The 17,507-nt window shown below is 41.5% G+C and carries 8 protein-coding genes, 1 tRNA gene and 1 riboswitch; of the genes, 5 read left to right on the top strand and 4 right to left on the bottom strand.

Annotation, left to right across the window (positions count from 1 at the left end; all coding sequences use genetic code 11):
• Window positions 1-27: 27 nt before the first annotated feature.
• From LDM98_RS03785 to LDM98_RS03775, 3 genes are read right to left on the bottom strand one after another with little or no spacing between them, the layout of a single operon-like run.
• Window positions 28-687: a DUF502 domain-containing protein gene (locus tag LDM98_RS03785; protein WP_223898011.1), complete on the bottom strand. Its 660-nt coding sequence runs from the start codon at window positions 685-687 to the stop codon at window positions 28-30.
• Window positions 684-2,582 carry an NAD(+) synthase gene (locus tag LDM98_RS03780; RefSeq protein ID WP_223898010.1) on the bottom strand — a complete coding sequence of 633 codons (1,899 nt, stop codon included), beginning with the start codon at window positions 2,580-2,582 and terminating at the stop codon, window positions 684-686. The genes LDM98_RS03785 and LDM98_RS03780 overlap by 4 nt, the downstream gene beginning before the upstream one ends.
• A 54-nt stretch (window positions 2,583-2,636) precedes the next feature.
• Window positions 2,637-3,158, bottom strand: coding sequence for a peptidylprolyl isomerase (locus LDM98_RS03775; RefSeq protein WP_223898009.1), 522 nt, complete (start codon window positions 3,156-3,158; stop codon window positions 2,637-2,639).
• A 68-nt stretch (window positions 3,159-3,226) separates the two neighbouring features.
• Between LDM98_RS03775 and pyrF the strand changes: the two genes are divergently transcribed.
• On the top strand, window positions 3,227-3,919 hold the full coding sequence (pyrF, locus tag LDM98_RS03770; protein WP_223898008.1) for an orotidine-5'-phosphate decarboxylase: 693 nt from the start codon (window positions 3,227-3,229) through the stop codon (window positions 3,917-3,919).
• On the opposite strand, the gene LDM98_RS11755 is transcribed toward pyrF, so the two are convergent.
• Window positions 3,909-4,031, bottom strand: coding sequence for a hypothetical protein (locus LDM98_RS11755; protein WP_255593222.1), 123 nt, complete (start codon window positions 4,029-4,031; stop codon window positions 3,909-3,911). The two genes, pyrF and LDM98_RS11755, sit on opposite strands and share 11 nt — an antisense overlap.
• A gap of 168 nt (window positions 4,032-4,199) precedes the next feature.
• Between LDM98_RS11755 and LDM98_RS03765 the strand changes: the two genes are divergently transcribed.
• The 4 genes from LDM98_RS03765 to LDM98_RS03750 all read left to right on the top strand — a co-directional run bounded on the left by LDM98_RS03765 (window position 4,200) and on the right by LDM98_RS03750 (window position 17,503).
• Window positions 4,200-4,290, top strand: a tRNA-Ser gene (locus LDM98_RS03765).
• A 222-nt stretch (window positions 4,291-4,512) separates the two neighbouring features.
• Window positions 4,513-4,588, top strand: a riboswitch (cyclic di-GMP riboswitch).
• A gap of 188 nt (window positions 4,589-4,776) precedes the next feature.
• Window positions 4,777-16,320 (top strand): SpvB/TcaC N-terminal domain-containing protein, encoded by an 11,544-nt coding sequence (locus LDM98_RS03760; RefSeq protein ID WP_223898007.1) that lies wholly within the window; start codon window positions 4,777-4,779, stop codon window positions 16,318-16,320.
• A 4-nt stretch (window positions 16,321-16,324) separates the two neighbouring features.
• Window positions 16,325-16,624, top strand: coding sequence for a hypothetical protein (locus LDM98_RS03755; protein ID WP_223898006.1), 300 nt, complete (start codon window positions 16,325-16,327; stop codon window positions 16,622-16,624).
• Between the two features lie 27 nt (window positions 16,625-16,651).
• Complete coding sequence (locus LDM98_RS03750) at window positions 16,652-17,503, top strand: HNH endonuclease (protein WP_223898005.1); 852 nt, start codon at window positions 16,652-16,654, stop codon at window positions 17,501-17,503.
• The last annotated feature ends 4 nt before the right edge of the window (window positions 17,504-17,507 follow it).

Genomic DNA, 17,507 nt, shown 5'->3' with positions numbered 1-17,507 from the left:
TCTATAGCGTATACCTCAACTCTCTATCTATGATGCATTCTTTTTGATCCATTCACAAAGCGGGGTGAACTCGTCAACATTTTTCGGTTCAATCCTTAGGATCTCGGCAAAACTTTTTACCCCCATAGAGAGGAGGTACTGCAGATTGTTGTCAAATGTGGCATTGTCGATGACATAGATCTTCTCTTTATGGACTTCAAACATAAATCCACCGTTGGGTATGGGCGACATAGAGAGGGTAATGGTGTAGTGGTCCTTGATGATACTCTCTTTTTGTGAATACATAAGACCTATGTTGTACCCTTCATTTCCAAACCCTTTGACGGCTACGACCAGGACCTGGTTCTTACCTTTTTTGGAAGAGTTGAAAATACCTACAAGCTCTCTGATCGTGGTGTATCCGGGTATTTTTGAAAAGAGGTATTCAAAGAGGTTTGCAAGTTTTGTCCGTGCAAGATGCCCAAGTATGTACAGTGTGATCAAAAAAACAAATATGGCCAAGACTTCCCATAAAAATAAATTCTTTTCCGGTATGAAACCAATAAGCCTAAACAATCCAGCCAGTAAAAGTTCTATCTTTGTATAAAGCCATGAAATGATGATGATGGTGGCAACGATCGGTAAAAGCCAGAAGAGCCCCTGGATCATCGTGTTGATGAAGTGTTTTATCGTGTTGTTGGATTTCATCTCTCTAACTCCGCTAGCCAGATCTCAACATCTGCATCACTGGCCATCTTCCAATCTGCCCTCGGACTTAAAGAGATCATACCTACTTTGGGTCCATCAGGTATGCATGAACGTTTGAACTGCTGGGTGAAGAAACGTTTCAAAAAGAGTGTGAGCCATTTGGTAATGGTCGCTTCATCATATTTCCCCTCAAAGGCCAAACCGGCCAGGAAACGTATCTTCGTCGGTTTGGCACCGTACTTGATAAAGTGGTAAAGAAAGAAATCATGCAATTCATAAGGACCTACGATCGTTTCTGTCTCCTGTACGATCTCATCCTCATTGTGCGGGAGCAATTCAGGGCTTATGGGTGTATCCAGGATATCATCGATAATATCCGTGATGGATGCATTGGATTTATAATACTCGATCACATACTGGATCAGTGTTTTGGGTATACCGGAATTTAAGGCATACATACTCATGTGGTCACCATTGTAGGTGGACCAGCCAAGGGCGATCTCACTCAGGTCGCCCGTACCGATGACAAGCCCGCCTTCTTTGTTGGCCATGTTCATCAGTATCGATGTTCTCGCACGTGCCTGTACATTCTCATAGGTAACACTGTGTTCATTGACATCGTGTTCTATGGCTTCGAACTCTTTATGAGAAATATCGGTGATATCTATGGTTTTCAATGTCACACCTAAGGCTTCACAAAGTTTGACCGCATTGGACTTGGTACGGCTCGTTGTTCCGAATCCAGGCATGGTCACCGCGATGATATCAGCAACATCCCATCCCATGATCTCATAGGCCCTGTGTGTGGAGAGCAGGGCAAGTGTAGAGTCGAGTCCGCCTGAGATACCTATCACGGCTTTCTTGATATGTGCATGACTCATACGTTTGATGAGTCCATGGGCCTGGATCTGAACGATCTCGTCACAACGGTGCTTTTTCTCATCAAAACGTGAAGGGACAAATGGCATAGGGTTGATAGCACGGTCAAGCGCAGTCATCTCCGGCAGGGTTTCCACGATGATGGTTCGTGTTTTTTTACGTCTGCCGTCAGAGTAGCTCGATTCATTGAGTCTCAGCCATCTTAGACGCTCCAGGTCCACGTCTGCTGTGATCAGGGTGTTCTTCAGACTGAAACGCTCATTCTGGACCAGAGTAGACCCATATTCGGAGATGATCGCATGCCCTCCAAACACGGTATCGGTGGTGGATTCACCCACACCGGCAGAACTGTAGACATAAGCGGCTATACAGCGACCGCTCTGTGTCCGCACCAGCTCTTCGCGATATTCGGCTTTGCCTATGAGTTCGTTACTTGCCGAAAGGTTAAAAAGCAGGTTGGCACCATTGCTTGCCATATGGTTGCTAGGAGGTGTCACAGCCCAAAGGTCTTCACAGATCTCCACTCCGAAAGTCATCTCTTTGGCATCACTGAAAAGCAGGTCCACCCCGAAAGGTATCTCCTCTCCTAAAAGTTGTGTAGTGGTTCTTGTGATATCCCGTCCAGAGACAAATTGACGTTTCTCATAGAACTCTTTTTTGTTCGGCAGATAGCTTTTAGGTATGATCCCCAGGATCTTCCCGCTTTGAAGCACTGCCGCACAGTTGTAGAGCCTGTCCGCTTCAAGCAGCGCCATACCGATGATCGCAATGGTATTGAACGCTTCCGTATGTTGCAGTAGATACGAGAGCTTCTCATTTTGTGAAGCGATGAGTGTTTGATTGAGAAGGAGGTCACTGGCAGTGTATCCTGTAAGCGTCAGCTCCGGAAATACAACGACACTAACCTCTTTGGCGTGTGCATCTTGGATAAGTTTGATGATCTCTTCGGCATTTTTTGCAGGGTTCCCTACGATGGTCTTGTTCACAGCCGATGCAACTCTATAATATCCGTACATACAGTTCCTTTTAGGTTATCCCCGGATGAAGGTCCAGGGATGATAAACAATTCATTAATCTCTTGATTCAACCACTTCAATACTGATGATGTCATCATTTTGTTGGATCTGGTCCAGCACCATGAAACTTTCCGTATCGTCTTCGTCGATCGCACCAAATACTGTGTGAACACCGTCAAGGTGTGGCGTTGCTACAAAAGTGATGAAGAATTGGCTTCCACCTGTGTTCGGTCCTGCGTGTGCCATAGAGAGTGTCCCTCTTCTGTGTGGATGCGTACTTGTATCCGTTTCACAGTCGATCTGCCATCCTGGTCCACCTGTACCAGCCATAGCCGGATTGTCTTTAGAATACGGACAACCACCCTGTGCCATAAACCCAGGGATCACTCTGTGAAATTTCAGACCGTTATAGAATCCGGTTTCTGCAAGGTGAGCGAAGTTCGCAACCGTGTTAGGTGCATCATCTTTAAAAAGCTTAGCCCAGATCACCCCTTTAGAAGTGGTGAATTTAGCGTAGTTGTATGTATCCATTACAGATTGAACGATATCGTATCTTTTTGTTTCTCTTCCAAACATGTGTGTTTAGTCCTTATATATTAAAATTTTGATATTATTATACCACTAAAAGATAAGAGGTTTAAACCATGGAACTATGCGTAGCACTTGATCTGCCGTCAGCTGAAGAGAATTTGGCCCTAGCTGAGTCACTCAAATCGTACAATGTTTGGATGAAAGTAGGATTTCGTGCCTACATCCGTGACGGGAAACCTTTTATAGAAGCACTCAAAGCGATCAATCCTGATTTCAAGATATTTTTAGACCTCAAACTTTACGATATCCCCAACACTATGGCAGATGCAGCAGAAGAGATCGCCAAACTCGGCGTCAACATGTTCAACATCCATGCCTCGGCAGGGGCTGTCGCTATGAAAACAGTGATGGAGAGACTGGCATCTTATGAAAACCGTCCATTGGTACTGGCTGTGACCGCACTGACCTCATTTGATGAAGCGAACTTCCAGAGCATCTACGAAAAAAGCATAGACGAAAAAGCGGAGCAGTTCGCAAAAATGAGTTATGAAAACGGTTTGGACGGTGTGGTATGTTCTACCTTTGAGAGCAGGGCCATTAAAAATGCTACGTCAGAGAAATTCCTGACGCTCTGTCCTGGCATCAGGCCTTTCGGTGAAGATGCCGGAGATCAGCAGCGTGTGGCGACGCTGGATCTTGCAAATGAAGAAGGAGTAGACTACCCTGTTGTAGGAAGACCTATCTATAAAGACAGTGACCCGCAAAGTAAAGTAGAAGAGATCCTCAAAGTCATTTCTACTTTTTGATCTCTTTTTTTGATTGGGTCATATGGACAGCATTGTCCATACCTTTCATCATAAGATATGCACCTAAAGCAAACATTCCCAGTACGATAAGAGGCGTAAGTTTTTTTAACATTTCGAACCTTGTTGTATAAATCTTTAGATGTAATGATAATCAGTTTTTTTGTGATTTTCCTAAAATATAATTGATCAAAGTGAAAAAAAGTAAAATTAAAAACAATTGAGATTATTTTAAGCTTCTATTTAACCCAATCTAATTATAATCTCATCCACAAAAACACAAGGACAGTTGGGTGAGTTGGCTGAAACCACATCCCTGCTAAGGATGCGTATTCGTAAGGGTACCGAGGGTTCGAATCCCTCACTGTCCGCCACCAAAGGCCCCTAAATTACGTATTTTCAGACTATCCAGTTATTTAACTCTGCCAAAATTCCCCAATTTAACTAGAACTCAGATATTGTTTGAGTAGTGAGGGAACAAATCCTTTCAGTATACTTAAACTTATATATTGTATGACATATAAAAAGAAAAAAAATATAAGAATTTATTAAGATACAACCTTAATTTAATATTAAATTTGTTACTATTTGCCTTCTTAAGGATATGCCAAACTTACTGCGAAGTAAGGACGGAAAGTCACGGATCTCTCGTTAGACCGCCGGATTGCCTTACTATAAAACTAAAATACAAGATGTGAGGCACTTATCCTTTACTCCTTATTTTTTATTTAAACTTTTTTTGAACACAGATAAAGTTATGGATAAAAAAATTTCGATAAGCATACCTCTGTAAATCATATTTTAGTTTGTATAGAAACCTTAAAAGAAAAATAGTTACGTAATTATTATAAAGGTTTAGAATGTTCAAATTTATGAAAAAGCTCTCTCCTGTTATTTCACCTATGATCGCATCATTGTTTTTATTTTCCAGTACAGTTAGCTTTGTAGAAGCAGCGACACATACTAGTACACATATACAATATCTAAATGAACAGGCCTTTATAAAATCGTACCATATGAACGGGCAAGAAGATGCCTCGTTATTCGATCAAGATACAGACACTTTATATACATTACAAGAAAGTGTTTTAATTGAGAGAGTTTTCTCTAAAGATGTTTCTTTAAAAAGCATGAGCGTCTTTGGATCAAGTGACTATCAGGTTGCAGTTGAATATAAAGTCAATGGTTTATGGGAAACAGCAACTTCATGGAATACGCAATCATTAGCAAACCTTGATAATGATTGGAATACTTTTGCATTCAAACAGATAGTTGATACTGATGCTATTAGATTGACATTGAACCCTTTAAAAAGTTTACCAAAAGGTTTGGCAGAAATTAGATTTGAAACTGAGGAAGGAACTAAACTTAACACCGTTGTAAAAACTGTTCTTACCCCAGATGCCGGAGTGCAGCTTGATAGCCAAAGAGTCTATCAAGCAAAAGAGCAAACGGCCGTACTTAGTACAGATGCAAATCTAAGAAAAAACGGTACCTTCTCCATGGATATCGCATATCAGCCAGAACAGATAGAAAAAGCCGTATTGAGCTATGAAGTTTCAGGTGTCACCGGAGGAGCAAGTGTTATCCGTGCGATCAATGACGAATTGGCACAGGGAGGATTACTGGTACAGGCAAGCGCACCTACACTAAAACAGGCTAAGAGCACAGAGGTAACTGAAGAGATCAACCCTCAATGGCTTAAAGCCGGTACCAACAAGATCCGGTTCATTCCTCATGAGAAAGGTGACCTGCCTATACCATATCAGATCAAAAACATTAAACTCTCTTTAACACTCAATGACAACATTCAATCAAAAGATACTTCTCCTGAACTTGTAGCATTCCAACCGCAAACAGGGCTTTACTATGGTGACTATGCGTATGTAAGAGGTTTTGTCACATCAGATAAAAATGAATCACCTAAGATCACGGTAGACGGAAAAGAGGTTAAAAGTACTTTAGGTTCATTTGAAACACTGGTGAAAGCAGACAGCACAAAAGATGTAAAGGTAGTCGCTAAGTTTTCAAATGGAAAAACCCTTACCAAAACCCTTTCTATCAATACAAACTTTGCTTTGTATGAACCTAAAAGCAAAACCGTACAGCTTAGTACAAACGCAGTCAAGCTTCTCAATGATAAAAATGCTGATAGCAGAGGTAAAACATATATAGTAGCCGCTGAAACGGGAGCAGAAGTAGCGTTCAAAACAGCAAAGCTCAATATTAAAAGAGAAGCACTACAGACAAAAAAAGACATCAAGGTCTTGAGCCTTAATACACGTGATCTTCCAGAACTTGACCAGGGTATGGTTAACGTTACTAAAGGAGATGCAGAGGGATATCGTTTCTTGCCTCACGGTATCAAGTTTGATAAAGAGAACAATCTTGAAATCGCATACGATGAGAGTAAACTTCCTAAAGGAACAAGCGCCAAAGATGTCAAGACTTACTTCTTCGATGAAGAGGCAGGACGTTGGATGCCGCTTCCAAAAGTAGCAAGTGCAGCAGGTGTGATCACCTCTAAAACAGATCACTTCACAGATATGATCAATGCCGTTATACAAACACCCGATGCACCACAGGCAAAAGCCTACGGCGCGACACAGATCAAAGATCTTAAAGTAGCCAATCCTGGTGCAAAGATCAATCTAATAGAAGCGCCTAAAGCTTCTAGTATGGGTGATGCACAACTCTCTTATCCTATTGAGATCCCTGCAGGAAGACAGGGGATGGCGCCGCAGCTTGGCGTAAGTTACAGTTCGGGTGCTTCGAATTCATGGATGGGACTTGGATGGAACCTCTCTACGCCAAGTATCGGAATTGATACACGCTGGGGTGTGCCAAGATATAACAGTAAAGATGAGACGGAAACCTATACGATAGGTGGACAGCAGCTTAGTCCTATGGCACATAGGAGTGCTCCGATACCAAGAACAGCTGAAAAAGTATTTCATCCAAGGGTAGAAGGGTCATTTAATAAGATCATCAGACACGGTGATAAACCAAGTAATTACTGGTGGGAAGTGACAGCTAAGAACGGTACAAAAAGTTATTATGGTGGTAACGGTACAGGTGTGGATAATGATGCTGTGCTTACCAACGCAGATGGCGATATCTCACACTGGGCACTGACACAATCAATTGATGTTTACGGGAATACGATCACATACAGCTATACTAAAGTGCAAGATACCGGAGTACGTAAAGATGAAGGAACGGTACCTGGATACCAGCTCTATGTGAGTAATATCAACTACACTGGATTTAACGGTGACAGCGGTGCATATGATGTGACATTTATCCGTGACAGAGATTTGCAGGAAGATAGAAGAAGCGATGTTTCAATCGATGCAAGGCTTGGATTCAAGCGTGTAACAGCTGATCTTCTTAGAAAAATACAGGTAAAGTTCCAGGGCACTGCATTCCGTTCATATGAGTTTGTTTACACCAAAGGTGCCTTTGAAAAGACACTGCTTTCACAGATCAAGCAGTTTGATGCAGCAGGAGAACACTTTAATACACATAACTTCGAGTACTTTGATGAAGTGAGGGATGCTAACGGTAAGTATATTGCTTATGAAGCACCGAAGTACTGGATTGGTGAAGCAACACCGCCTGAAGATGAAGATTCTACATCCGTACCGGATACACCTACTATTCCTCCGGGAGGCACTACAGTACCGACTCCTGTGATCACACCACCTGAGAATGATCTGATTGATGCAGTCAATGTCAATATCAATGGTTTGATGAATGCGATAAATCATGCAAATGAAACTTCACGTGTGCAGCTTGATATTGAGGGCATCCTTACCCACGGCGATTCTCTTTTCCATCAAAGTAAAGAGAATAACGGATTTGAACGTGATCAGGTAGTGGTTTCTCAAGAGGACACTTCATCCATATTGGCACAGACGGCTACTGAAGGAGTGGCTGAGATTATCTATCCTGCCAGTACAGATGGTACGCTTGATCATGTACGTGTATGGAGAGCACCGTTTGACGGTGTCATTAACATTAACGCACCGGTTGCACTATTAGAAGATGCCAGTGAAGCTAGGGCTGCGTATGAAACTTCGGATGGTGTACGTGTTGCGATCCAACATGAAGAGGGAGAAGTGTGGAGCGCTCTTATAGAAGAAAATGACTACAGTGTAAAAACTCCTTCAGGTACAGAAAATATTACCGTCAATGAAGGGGATAAAATTCTCTTTAGAATACAGACGCTTCAGGACAGTGCTTATGATATCGTCTCTTGGAATCCATCCGTTACCTATACAGATAAGCCAAAAGGGATTAAAGATGCTAACAGGCTCCCGTTGTACAGCTACAATGCAAGCCTGGACTCTTTACCGGAGGGAATTGCCTTGGAGGTACCTTCCAAAGGCAGTCTGAATGTTTCAGGTGAGATCACAAAGCCCGCCACTACGGATGACGTTATTTTCTCACTTATCAAATTCGATGGAGAAGGTAAAAACAGTGTGGTTTGGGAGCAAACATACGGTGCAGATCAGACAGCCTCTTTTAAACCGGATCTATCGTCTATTGAAGTAGATGCAAACGATAGATTCCTTGCGTTGGTTCAGACAAAAAGTAACGTTGATTTCAAATCGATCAAATGGGACCCGAGTGTTACGTACAATAAAATAGAGAAAAGCTTCGTGGACCGTGTTGTTCTCGGACAGATCGATAAAGCATCCTATGAGGGTGAAATGGCTGCGCTTTATACCGTACAGCATGCGGTTAAAAACAGTTTTGGATGGGAAGCACCTTCTGATACGACACTGGGTATTGAAGCAAATATACCGGATGCCTTTAGTGATACAGGAGTTGTACACTTCACGGTCAAATCTGACGGAAAACTCCTTGCACAGCAAAATATTACGATCAGTGAAGGTGTAGTCGATGCACATGACCGGTTAACGCTTGAAGTCAAGCAGGGAGAGAGAATTTACTTTGAGTATCACTATTCAGGAAATTTCTCTGATGCACAAGTAGCACTATGGACTCCGAAGGTTACGTCAAACGGGGCAGTTGTTTCGGTCGATACACTAGGACTTTTTGATACTCCTAAAAACATGGATGAAACATATTATCGTGGCTGGGAAGAGTTCTACTATGATGCATCAGGTAAAGAGAGTACGGATGAAGTGCAAATAGATCAGCTTCAGGCAGCAAATACTGCTTTAGCATCGGCATTGGCAGCATCCCTACAAGAAGATACATCGGGTACTACGTCCGATACAGAAAGCACAGAGCAAAAGGCTACTGGGCAGTCAACTTCATCAAGTGCACTCACATCATCTACAGCAACTCCTTCTCAAAATGTTCTGCCTCAAACTACATCAGCATCTTCTCAAAAGAGTATTATCTCTTCAAGCCTGCCTGATGATGTATCTGCGCTCAGTGGAGCAAAAACAGAAAATAGTACGGTACATATGTCTATAACATATGGTGCGCCTGTAAGCTTTTCGACTAAAGAGGTTTCTGTAGGCGGCAAAGTAGGCTCTAGTGAATCAGAGAGTGATGGAACACTTGCAATGGTAGATATCGATGGTGATGCATTGCCTGACCAGGTTGTTATTAGCGGTGGAGCACTTGGGTATAGAAAGAATCTTACGAAAGAAGGAATAGAGAGCTTCGCACCAGTAAAGTCGATTTCTGGTGTCAATGCATTCCACCACAGTAGAACCAGTGCATCCAACAGAGGGGCAGAAGCGCACTTTGGCATCTTTGCAGGATACAACAAAAGCAGTAGCACCACGGTCACAGACATTTATTTCTCTGATGTGAATGGTGATGGACTTATCGATATTGTATCTAGAGGGGTTGTCTACTTTAATAAACTCAATGTAGTTGGAGTCCCGACGTTCACCACTTCAAGCAGTGATACTCCTAACCCTATTGATGAGAGCGGACAATTAAGTGCAGGAGGATGGATAGAACCACAAACCCCGGCCCAACTTGCACAACTTGAGATAGAAAATCCATTGCATGATACAGTAAGAGTATGGGAAGCTCCGGAGTCTGGTACGGTCTCTATCACGGCCCCTGTACATTTAGTGGAAGATGCAAGTGATGAAAGAGCTTCTTATGCTACGGCAGACGGTGTACGTGTAGCTATTCAGCATAAAGGGGTAGAGCTATGGAACACGAGGATCACTGCTGAAGATTATACAATCAAGACACCACAGGGTGTAAATGCCATATCTGTAGTTAAAGGCGATCGTATTTACTTCCGTGTTCAATCGGTATTTGACGGAATGTACGATACTGTAGCATGGTCACCGAAGATTGTTTATACCGATAAGATCCAAAGTACAGATGCCAACCATCTACCTCATTATAGTTTTGATATTAGCCAAGACTTTGTACTTTCAGGCTATGATATTGCAATGCCAATTAATGGTACAGTATCGATAGCAAGTACTTTTGGTAAATCTGCAACGAGTGATGATGTAATATTGCGTTTACTTAAAGTTGATACAGCAGGCAATTCAACAGTCATCTGGCAGGAAAATACAGGAAATGGGGCAGTAAGTAAAAATATTAATCTTACCCAAAGTGTAAGCCAAGGGCAAAGTTACCGCTTTGAAGTTTATGCAGACACCAATGTGGATTGGGCAAAGATTAGTTGGAAACCTACAGTTACATATACTCAAGCAAGTGACCCAGCAATCAGTGTAGTTGATGCAGAAGGAAATTATCAGCTTGTTATTCAATCAACTGCAATGTTAAATCCATATAGCAAGATATATAATAAGACACCTTTATGGGTGCCTACTTCATCATCTTCAGTACTGATTACACCACAACTGCAGAATATACCTACAGCAAATGGTAATGTTACTTTCTCTGTCAAGAAGGAAGGCACACTCCTCGCAAAACAGACTTTACGTTATGTAAATGGGATACTTGTTACGCCGGCAACTTCATTTACTTTAACGCCTTCACAAAATGAAGGGCTTTATCTTGAATACCATACAGGCAATCCAAATTTGGCTACTTTACTTATAGGACATACAGAGGTCCAAGTAGAGCAAGATGGTGTGATTACACATAGACAAGCTGGTCTTTATAGTATAAACAATGAGATAAAGTTTGGTCCAATGTATAGAAACTGGGGGCAGTTTGTTTATAATGGTAATGAGAGTCGGGCAGATCATCCGATTATTGAGTCGGAATTAAAATTTGATACCGCTTTAATGCAAACAACAGATAGTAGTGTAATTGGTGCAGCAACTGATGAAGTTTCTCTAAAAAATGCTTTAGATAGTCAGGGTTATGATCCGGCAAAGTCTATCCTGGTACCAATGATTCCAAGAGCCGATGTTGGTATTTGGCAAGGTATGGATCCTTCAACGATGATAAACAGTACGGTGACTAGTTCTTCAAGATTTGGATTGAAATATTTAGTTGAAGAGAATTTTATACCGTCATCAGGAGGTACTGTTCCAATTCGTGGTATCAACCAAGTTGTAAAGACCAAAGGTGATAGTGTGTCGCTTGGCGGTGGTTTTGGCGGTATCAGTGGTAGTGCATCTAAAAATGAACAAGAGAGCCAAACACTTACTCAATTTAGTGATATGAACGGAGACAGGTATCCGGATATCATCGGTAGCAATCAAGTTCAGTATACAACGATGAGAGGTGGACTGGAGGCTATGCCTGTGGCTAACAGCAATGGTGTCCCTAGCTATAATGAGACGGAGTCAACAGCATTTACGCTGGGTGGTACATTCGCTACAGGTAAAATAGATACCGGTGGTAAAAACAACATTTGGGCAGTAAGTACACAGGATCCAAATGCAGGTATTTCAGGCAATACAGGTGAATCGAACGATGAACAGCATTATAATCTTAGGGATATTAACGGTGATGGACTGCCTGATCGTCTCTATAAAGACGGTCGTGCTGCATTGAACCTTGGATATAGCTTTACTCCGCTTGAGGACTGGGACTTTGGAAAACTTCATAAAACAAAGAGTGAGTCTAAAGGTGGTGGAGTCGGTATCAATATAGGGAATTATAGTATTGGTGCAGGTGTAGCGATAGCTACTTCGAAGAATTCACAAACGCATACGCTTACAGACCTGAACTCTGATGGATTGATCGATGAAACGTATGTTTCTGGTGGTGAAATTAGAGCAAAACTAAATACCGGTAATGGATTCACATCTGAGGTTGTTTGGAATGGTGCAAATGAACTTTATGAGAGCGAAAGTCAAAGTGGGGATGCAAGTGCGACATTTACTTATTGTATTCCATTGGTACCACCGGTTGTTGTTGCCAAACTCTGTTTTAACCCAGGTGGTTCTGTCGGACAAGGAAGCAGCCATGATGAAGCTACACTTACGGATATCAATGGTGACGGATACCTTGATTTCCTCCAGTCTTCAAATGTGGACCAACTTGGGGTAAGTAGCTCAACAATCGGAAAAACAAATCTTCTTAAAGCAGTGAACAGGCCGCTTGGTGGGAAGATCACGATCGATTATGACAGAAGCGGTAACACTTATGAAAACCCTCACCACAAATGGGTACTAGGTGAAGTAGAAGTATTTGACGGTCATGTAGGTGACGGTGCGGATACGATGAAGCAGAAGTTTGAATATGCTGATGGATACTACGACCGTCATGAGCGTGAGTTCTACGGTTTTGCGTGGGTAACAAGCTCGGATATAGATACGGCTAACGGTGATGTAATTTATAGAAAGAACGTCAGCCACTACATCAATGACAACTACTATGAAAAAGGATTGCTTGATTACACCAAAGTGGTAGACGGTGCAGACAAGCTTTATGTAGAGAAGCATAATGCTTATGATACGATCAATATCTTCACAGACGATGTCCTCACAGATGAGCAGAAAAAAGAGGACGACCATATCACATTCTCACAGCTTGTTCAGGCACAGACACTCTATTATGAAGGTAGCGATCAAGCTGGACAGAAAACAGCAGTTGAATACGTGTATGACCAATACGGTAATGTGATTAGCCAGTATGACTATGGTGAGTTCAGCGACGCTACTGATGACTGGGCAGCAACGGTAACCTATTCACAGGATCTTGCAAAATATATTGTTTCTGTGCCGACAACTATCAAGATCTATGATGATGCAGGCAATCTTCTTAGAGACAGAGAAGCGACTATTGATGATTACGGTGCAGTCACACAGGTGCGTGTAAATACAGGATCTACGACATTGATCTCTGATATGGACTACGACCAGTACGGTAACCTTATTGGCATCACCTATCCTCCAAACCATAAGGGGCAACGTTATGCACTAAGTTACACACTTGATGATGTAGTGCATACTTATACTACATCTATGAGTGACAGCTTTGGGTATACGGCTACGGCAGGCTATGACTATAGATTTGGTACGCAAACAAGTCAGACTGATATCAATAATCAGCCTATCATTACGACATTGGATGATAAAGGGAGAATCGAAACGATCACCGGACCGCTTGAAGCAGGTATGGGTATAGCTACGATCACACACGGCTACTTCCCTGATGCATCTACACCATATGCGCTTACTCAGCATTATGATGAGGGGAAAACCGACACTATTGATACAGCAACCTTTATTGATGGTCTCATGAGAGTCATTCAGACCAAGAAAGATGCAGCGATTGATGATGATAAAGACGGTATCGCACTGGATGGTATGAGCGTTTCAGGGCATGTAAAATTTGATAGTTTTGGAAGAACTATTTCTACCTATTATCCTGTGAGTGAATCAATCGGAAATGCAGGCGTATTCAATACAGCTGTAGATGGCATCGCTCCAACACGTACTACTTACGATGTTCTGGATCGTAAAGTGCTCACCACACTGCCTGATGGAGCAACACTAAGCAATGCTTACGGCTTTGGATCCGACAGAGATGGTGTTACACGTTTCCATACACTCAGTACAGATGCCAACGGCTATATGGCTGAGAGCTTCAAAGATGTTAGAGAGCGTATCACTTCTGTACTTCAGCACAATCCACTTGTTGGGCAGGATGATATCTGGACAAGCTACATCTATAATGCAGTCAACGAACTGCTTCAGGTCAAAGATGATAAAGAGAACCTCACTCAGGCGATCTATGATATCGCAGGACGCCGTACGCATATCAACAACCCTGATACGGGATGGATAGAAAGCGTCTATGATAATGCGGGCAATGTCGTACAAAAGATCACGGATAACCTAAGAGCCCAAGGCAAAGTGATAAGTTATGTCTATGACTATAGCCGTCTGACAAATATCAACTATCCGAATAACACGCATCATAATGTTACCTATACATACGGCAATAATCCTGGTACGCTTAATGCAGGACGCATCACGAAGATCATTGATGCAAGCGGTGAGAGACTCTTTGAATACGGTAAACTGGGTGAAACGACTAAAGAGACAAGAACGCTCTTTACCTATACAAGTGCAGAGCCTAAGACATATGTGACGCAGTACAGATATGATACATGGAACCGTCTAAGAGAGTTGACATACCCTGATACAGAGGTACTTACACACAACTATGACAGTGGTGGAAAATTGAGTAGTCTTCAGGGTGTTAAAGGTGACTTTACTTATGACTACCTCAAGACTATGACATATGATAAGTTCGGTCAGCGTGTATTTACAAAATATGCCAACGATACGACAGCAACATACAGCTATGAAGAAGAGAGAAGAAGACTGAGCAATATTATTGCAACTGATGCAAACCGGATCTTCATGGATAACAGCTACAGCTATGACAATATGCAAAACATCCTTGGTGTAGCTAATGCTGCTGCCGTTCCTGTAGGGTCTTCGCTCTTTGGTGGGGAGGCTAGTCAGAGCTATAACTATGATAACCTTTACCAGTTGACATCTGCACAAGGATCATGGACGGCAAGACAAGGACATCAGTACCGTTACAACCTGGAGATGGGTTACGATACGATCGGAAATATCAAGTCCAAGACACAGCTTCATGAGAAATTGCCGTATGAGGGTGACAAGTGGATAGAGCAGCAAAAGACTACCTATGACTGGACTTATGAGCATACAGAAAAACAGCCGCATGCTCCTACCAAGATCGGTAACCGTACATTCACCTATGATCTAAATGGTAATCAAACGGGTTGGGAAAATACTCAAAATGCTAACAATAGGGTGATCGAATGGGATGAAGAGAACCGTATCACTACTGTCAGCGATAACGGTCATACCAGCTACTATGTCTATGATGCAGGTGGAGAGAGAACACTCAAGCGAAGTGCTCAAGGTGAAACCTTCTATGTGAATCCTTACTTTGTGATACGTGAAGGTGAAGTGGCTAGTAAGCACTTCTTTGCAGGAAGCCAAAGAGTTGCTACGAAGCTTACAAAGCAGGAGTCTCAGACTGTACATGGAAAAGGCGGTAAGGATAAACCGGCTAAGATCATTTATGAAAAAGAGCAGTACTTCTATCATCCTGACCATTTAGGAAGTTCAAGCTTTGTGACAGATGAGAAGGGTGAAGTGTATGAACACTTAGAGTACTTTCCGTTTGGTGAAACATTTGCTCATGAACACTCAAATACTCAGGTAACACCGTACAGGTTTACAGGCAAAGAGCTGGATGAAGTTACAGGATTGTATTATTACGGTGCTAGGTATTATGACCCTCGCACCTCTGTGTGGCAATCTCCAGATCCGATCATTGGTGAGTATATGAATGGGCAAACAAACGGCGGGGTGTTTAATCCTAAAAATTTAGGGTTGTTTACTTATACCTATAACAATCCAGTGAACTTGGTAGATCCAGATGGGAATAACCCGGGCGTATTAATATTCCTTTTTGGCTCACCAGAAGGTCTAGCATTATTAGGTATTACTGGAGGAGCAGTTGCGACAAGCGAGCCAGTAAGAAATTCTACACAGTCTTTAATTAATGATATAAAATACAATATGTCTGGTACTTCAGAGACTGGATTAGATGCAAATGGGGATACAAATGATAATCACACAACGGCTGCCCCTTCTTCAAATGATATTTCTCTGGGTACACCTATGTCTCCAGGTAATGGTGGTGATGATGAAAATAATGATAGGGATAAGCAAGAATCAAAGATACAAATAACTTCAAGGATTAAAGAAAATCCAAAGCTTGTTAAGGAGGCAGAAGCTGCTGGGAAATCACATCAAGGTAGTATTAATAAGTTAGTGAAGGAATTATCAAGAGGCAACAAAAACCCTGGAATAGGTACAAAGCCTATTGGTAGAGGTTTATCGGAGGCTAGAGCAAGAGATGGAGCTAGAGTATATTTTAAAGAAACAAAACAGGGTATTGAAATATTGGGCAAATCTAATAAAGCAAACCAATCAAAAGTTATTAAAGAAGTACTAAATACATTTGGAAAGTAGAACTATGAATTTTGAAATAAATATTATAGGTAGCATTGATCATATAGATAAAGTTAATGGCAATATCGATGCAGAGTTAATTTTAGAGAATGGCGAAGTTTACACAGCAACCTTTTTTACGTTAGAAAATATTAAAAATATAATGCAAAAAGATAAAAAATCGGGTGAATCTGCTAATGGTATATATTTTTGTGCAAGTGACATGATTATTGTAGACATAATTACTGAAAAAATAATCTATGATACATTTAAAGACTTAATTGAAAGCAATGACATAAGTTGGGCTTGTACAAAAATTAAATAAAAATTATAAAAAGAGAAGGAAAAAGGCATGAGATTCTTTACAAAATTTCTTTTACTTCTCCTTACCTTTATTACAGTTTCGCAAGCAAATATACAACCACTTGCATCCTCGTATGATATAAGATTAAGTGAGTATGGAGCGAGATATTATGACCCTCGCACCTCTGTGTGGCAGAATCCTGATCCGATACTAGATGAGTATATGTCTGGACAGACTAACAATGGGGTGTTTAATCCGAAGAATTTAGAATTGTATACGTATACAAGAAATAATCCAGTCAACCTCATTGATCCGGACGGATTATCATGGAAAAAAGTAGCAGAAAAAGCTTCAAAATCTTTTGAAAAAGGTATGGATGCTTATCAACATGCATTGAAACATACAATACCTAGAAACAAGGCCTTGGCAGGGAAAACTCATGATAAATCGGGGGTTCCATTTGATAAAGACGGTTTTGCTGATTTTTCTAACTATCTTTACAAAACAAAACCGGGACAAAAAAATGATATAAATATTGGTTTGGCAAATTCACAAAAAAGTAACTACACTAAGCATGCAAACAAAAAAGCTGGCTTCAAAGAAACACCCAAAGGGTATAAGTGGCATCATCATCAAGATGAGGGAAGAATGCAGTTAGTTGAATCAGCTGCACATGATTTAACAGGACATACAGGTGGTAAGTCAATTGGAAAGATAGCAGGAGCACTAGCTGCCGGGGTTAGTACTGCTAGTGCAGATGTATATAATGGAATTAAGAATGCAACTGCAGAAGATTGGGGAAATTTTGTAGGAGATGTTGTTACTGGTATAATAAGTGCCCCATTTACATCAAACTTAGAGGCTCCAGAAGTAAGTACAATGAATCTAAAAGAAAGATGATCAG

It is taken from the genome of Sulfurovum sp. TSL1, assembly GCF_019972135.1.
Taxonomy (GTDB): Bacteria; Campylobacterota; Campylobacteria; order Campylobacterales; family Sulfurovaceae; genus Sulfurovum.
This window is presented reverse-complemented; position numbering and strand designations above follow the sequence as displayed.

What these genes read in the sequence shown, in the direction of transcription:
- LDM98_RS03785 (WP_223898011.1), bottom strand. Translation starts at nt 687, where the DNA reads ATGAAATCCAACAACACGATAAAACACTTCATCAACACGATGATCCAG.
- LDM98_RS03750 (WP_223898005.1), top strand. Translation starts at nt 16,652, where the DNA reads ATGAGATTCTTTACAAAATTTCTTTTACTTCTCCTTACCTTTATTACA.
- LDM98_RS11755 (WP_255593222.1), bottom strand. Translation starts at nt 4,031, where the DNA reads ATGTTAAAAAAACTTACGCCTCTTATCGTACTGGGAATGTTTGCTTTA.
- LDM98_RS03755 (WP_223898006.1), top strand. Translation starts at nt 16,325, where the DNA reads ATGAATTTTGAAATAAATATTATAGGTAGCATTGATCATATAGATAAA.
- LDM98_RS03780 (WP_223898010.1), bottom strand. Translation starts at nt 2,582, where the DNA reads ATGTACGGATATTATAGAGTTGCATCGGCTGTGAACAAGACCATCGTA.
- LDM98_RS03760 (WP_223898007.1), top strand. Translation starts at nt 4,777, where the DNA reads ATGTTCAAATTTATGAAAAAGCTCTCTCCTGTTATTTCACCTATGATC.
- pyrF (WP_223898008.1), top strand. Translation starts at nt 3,227, where the DNA reads ATGGAACTATGCGTAGCACTTGATCTGCCGTCAGCTGAAGAGAATTTG.
- LDM98_RS03775 (WP_223898009.1), bottom strand. Translation starts at nt 3,158, where the DNA reads ATGTTTGGAAGAGAAACAAAAAGATACGATATCGTTCAATCTGTAATG.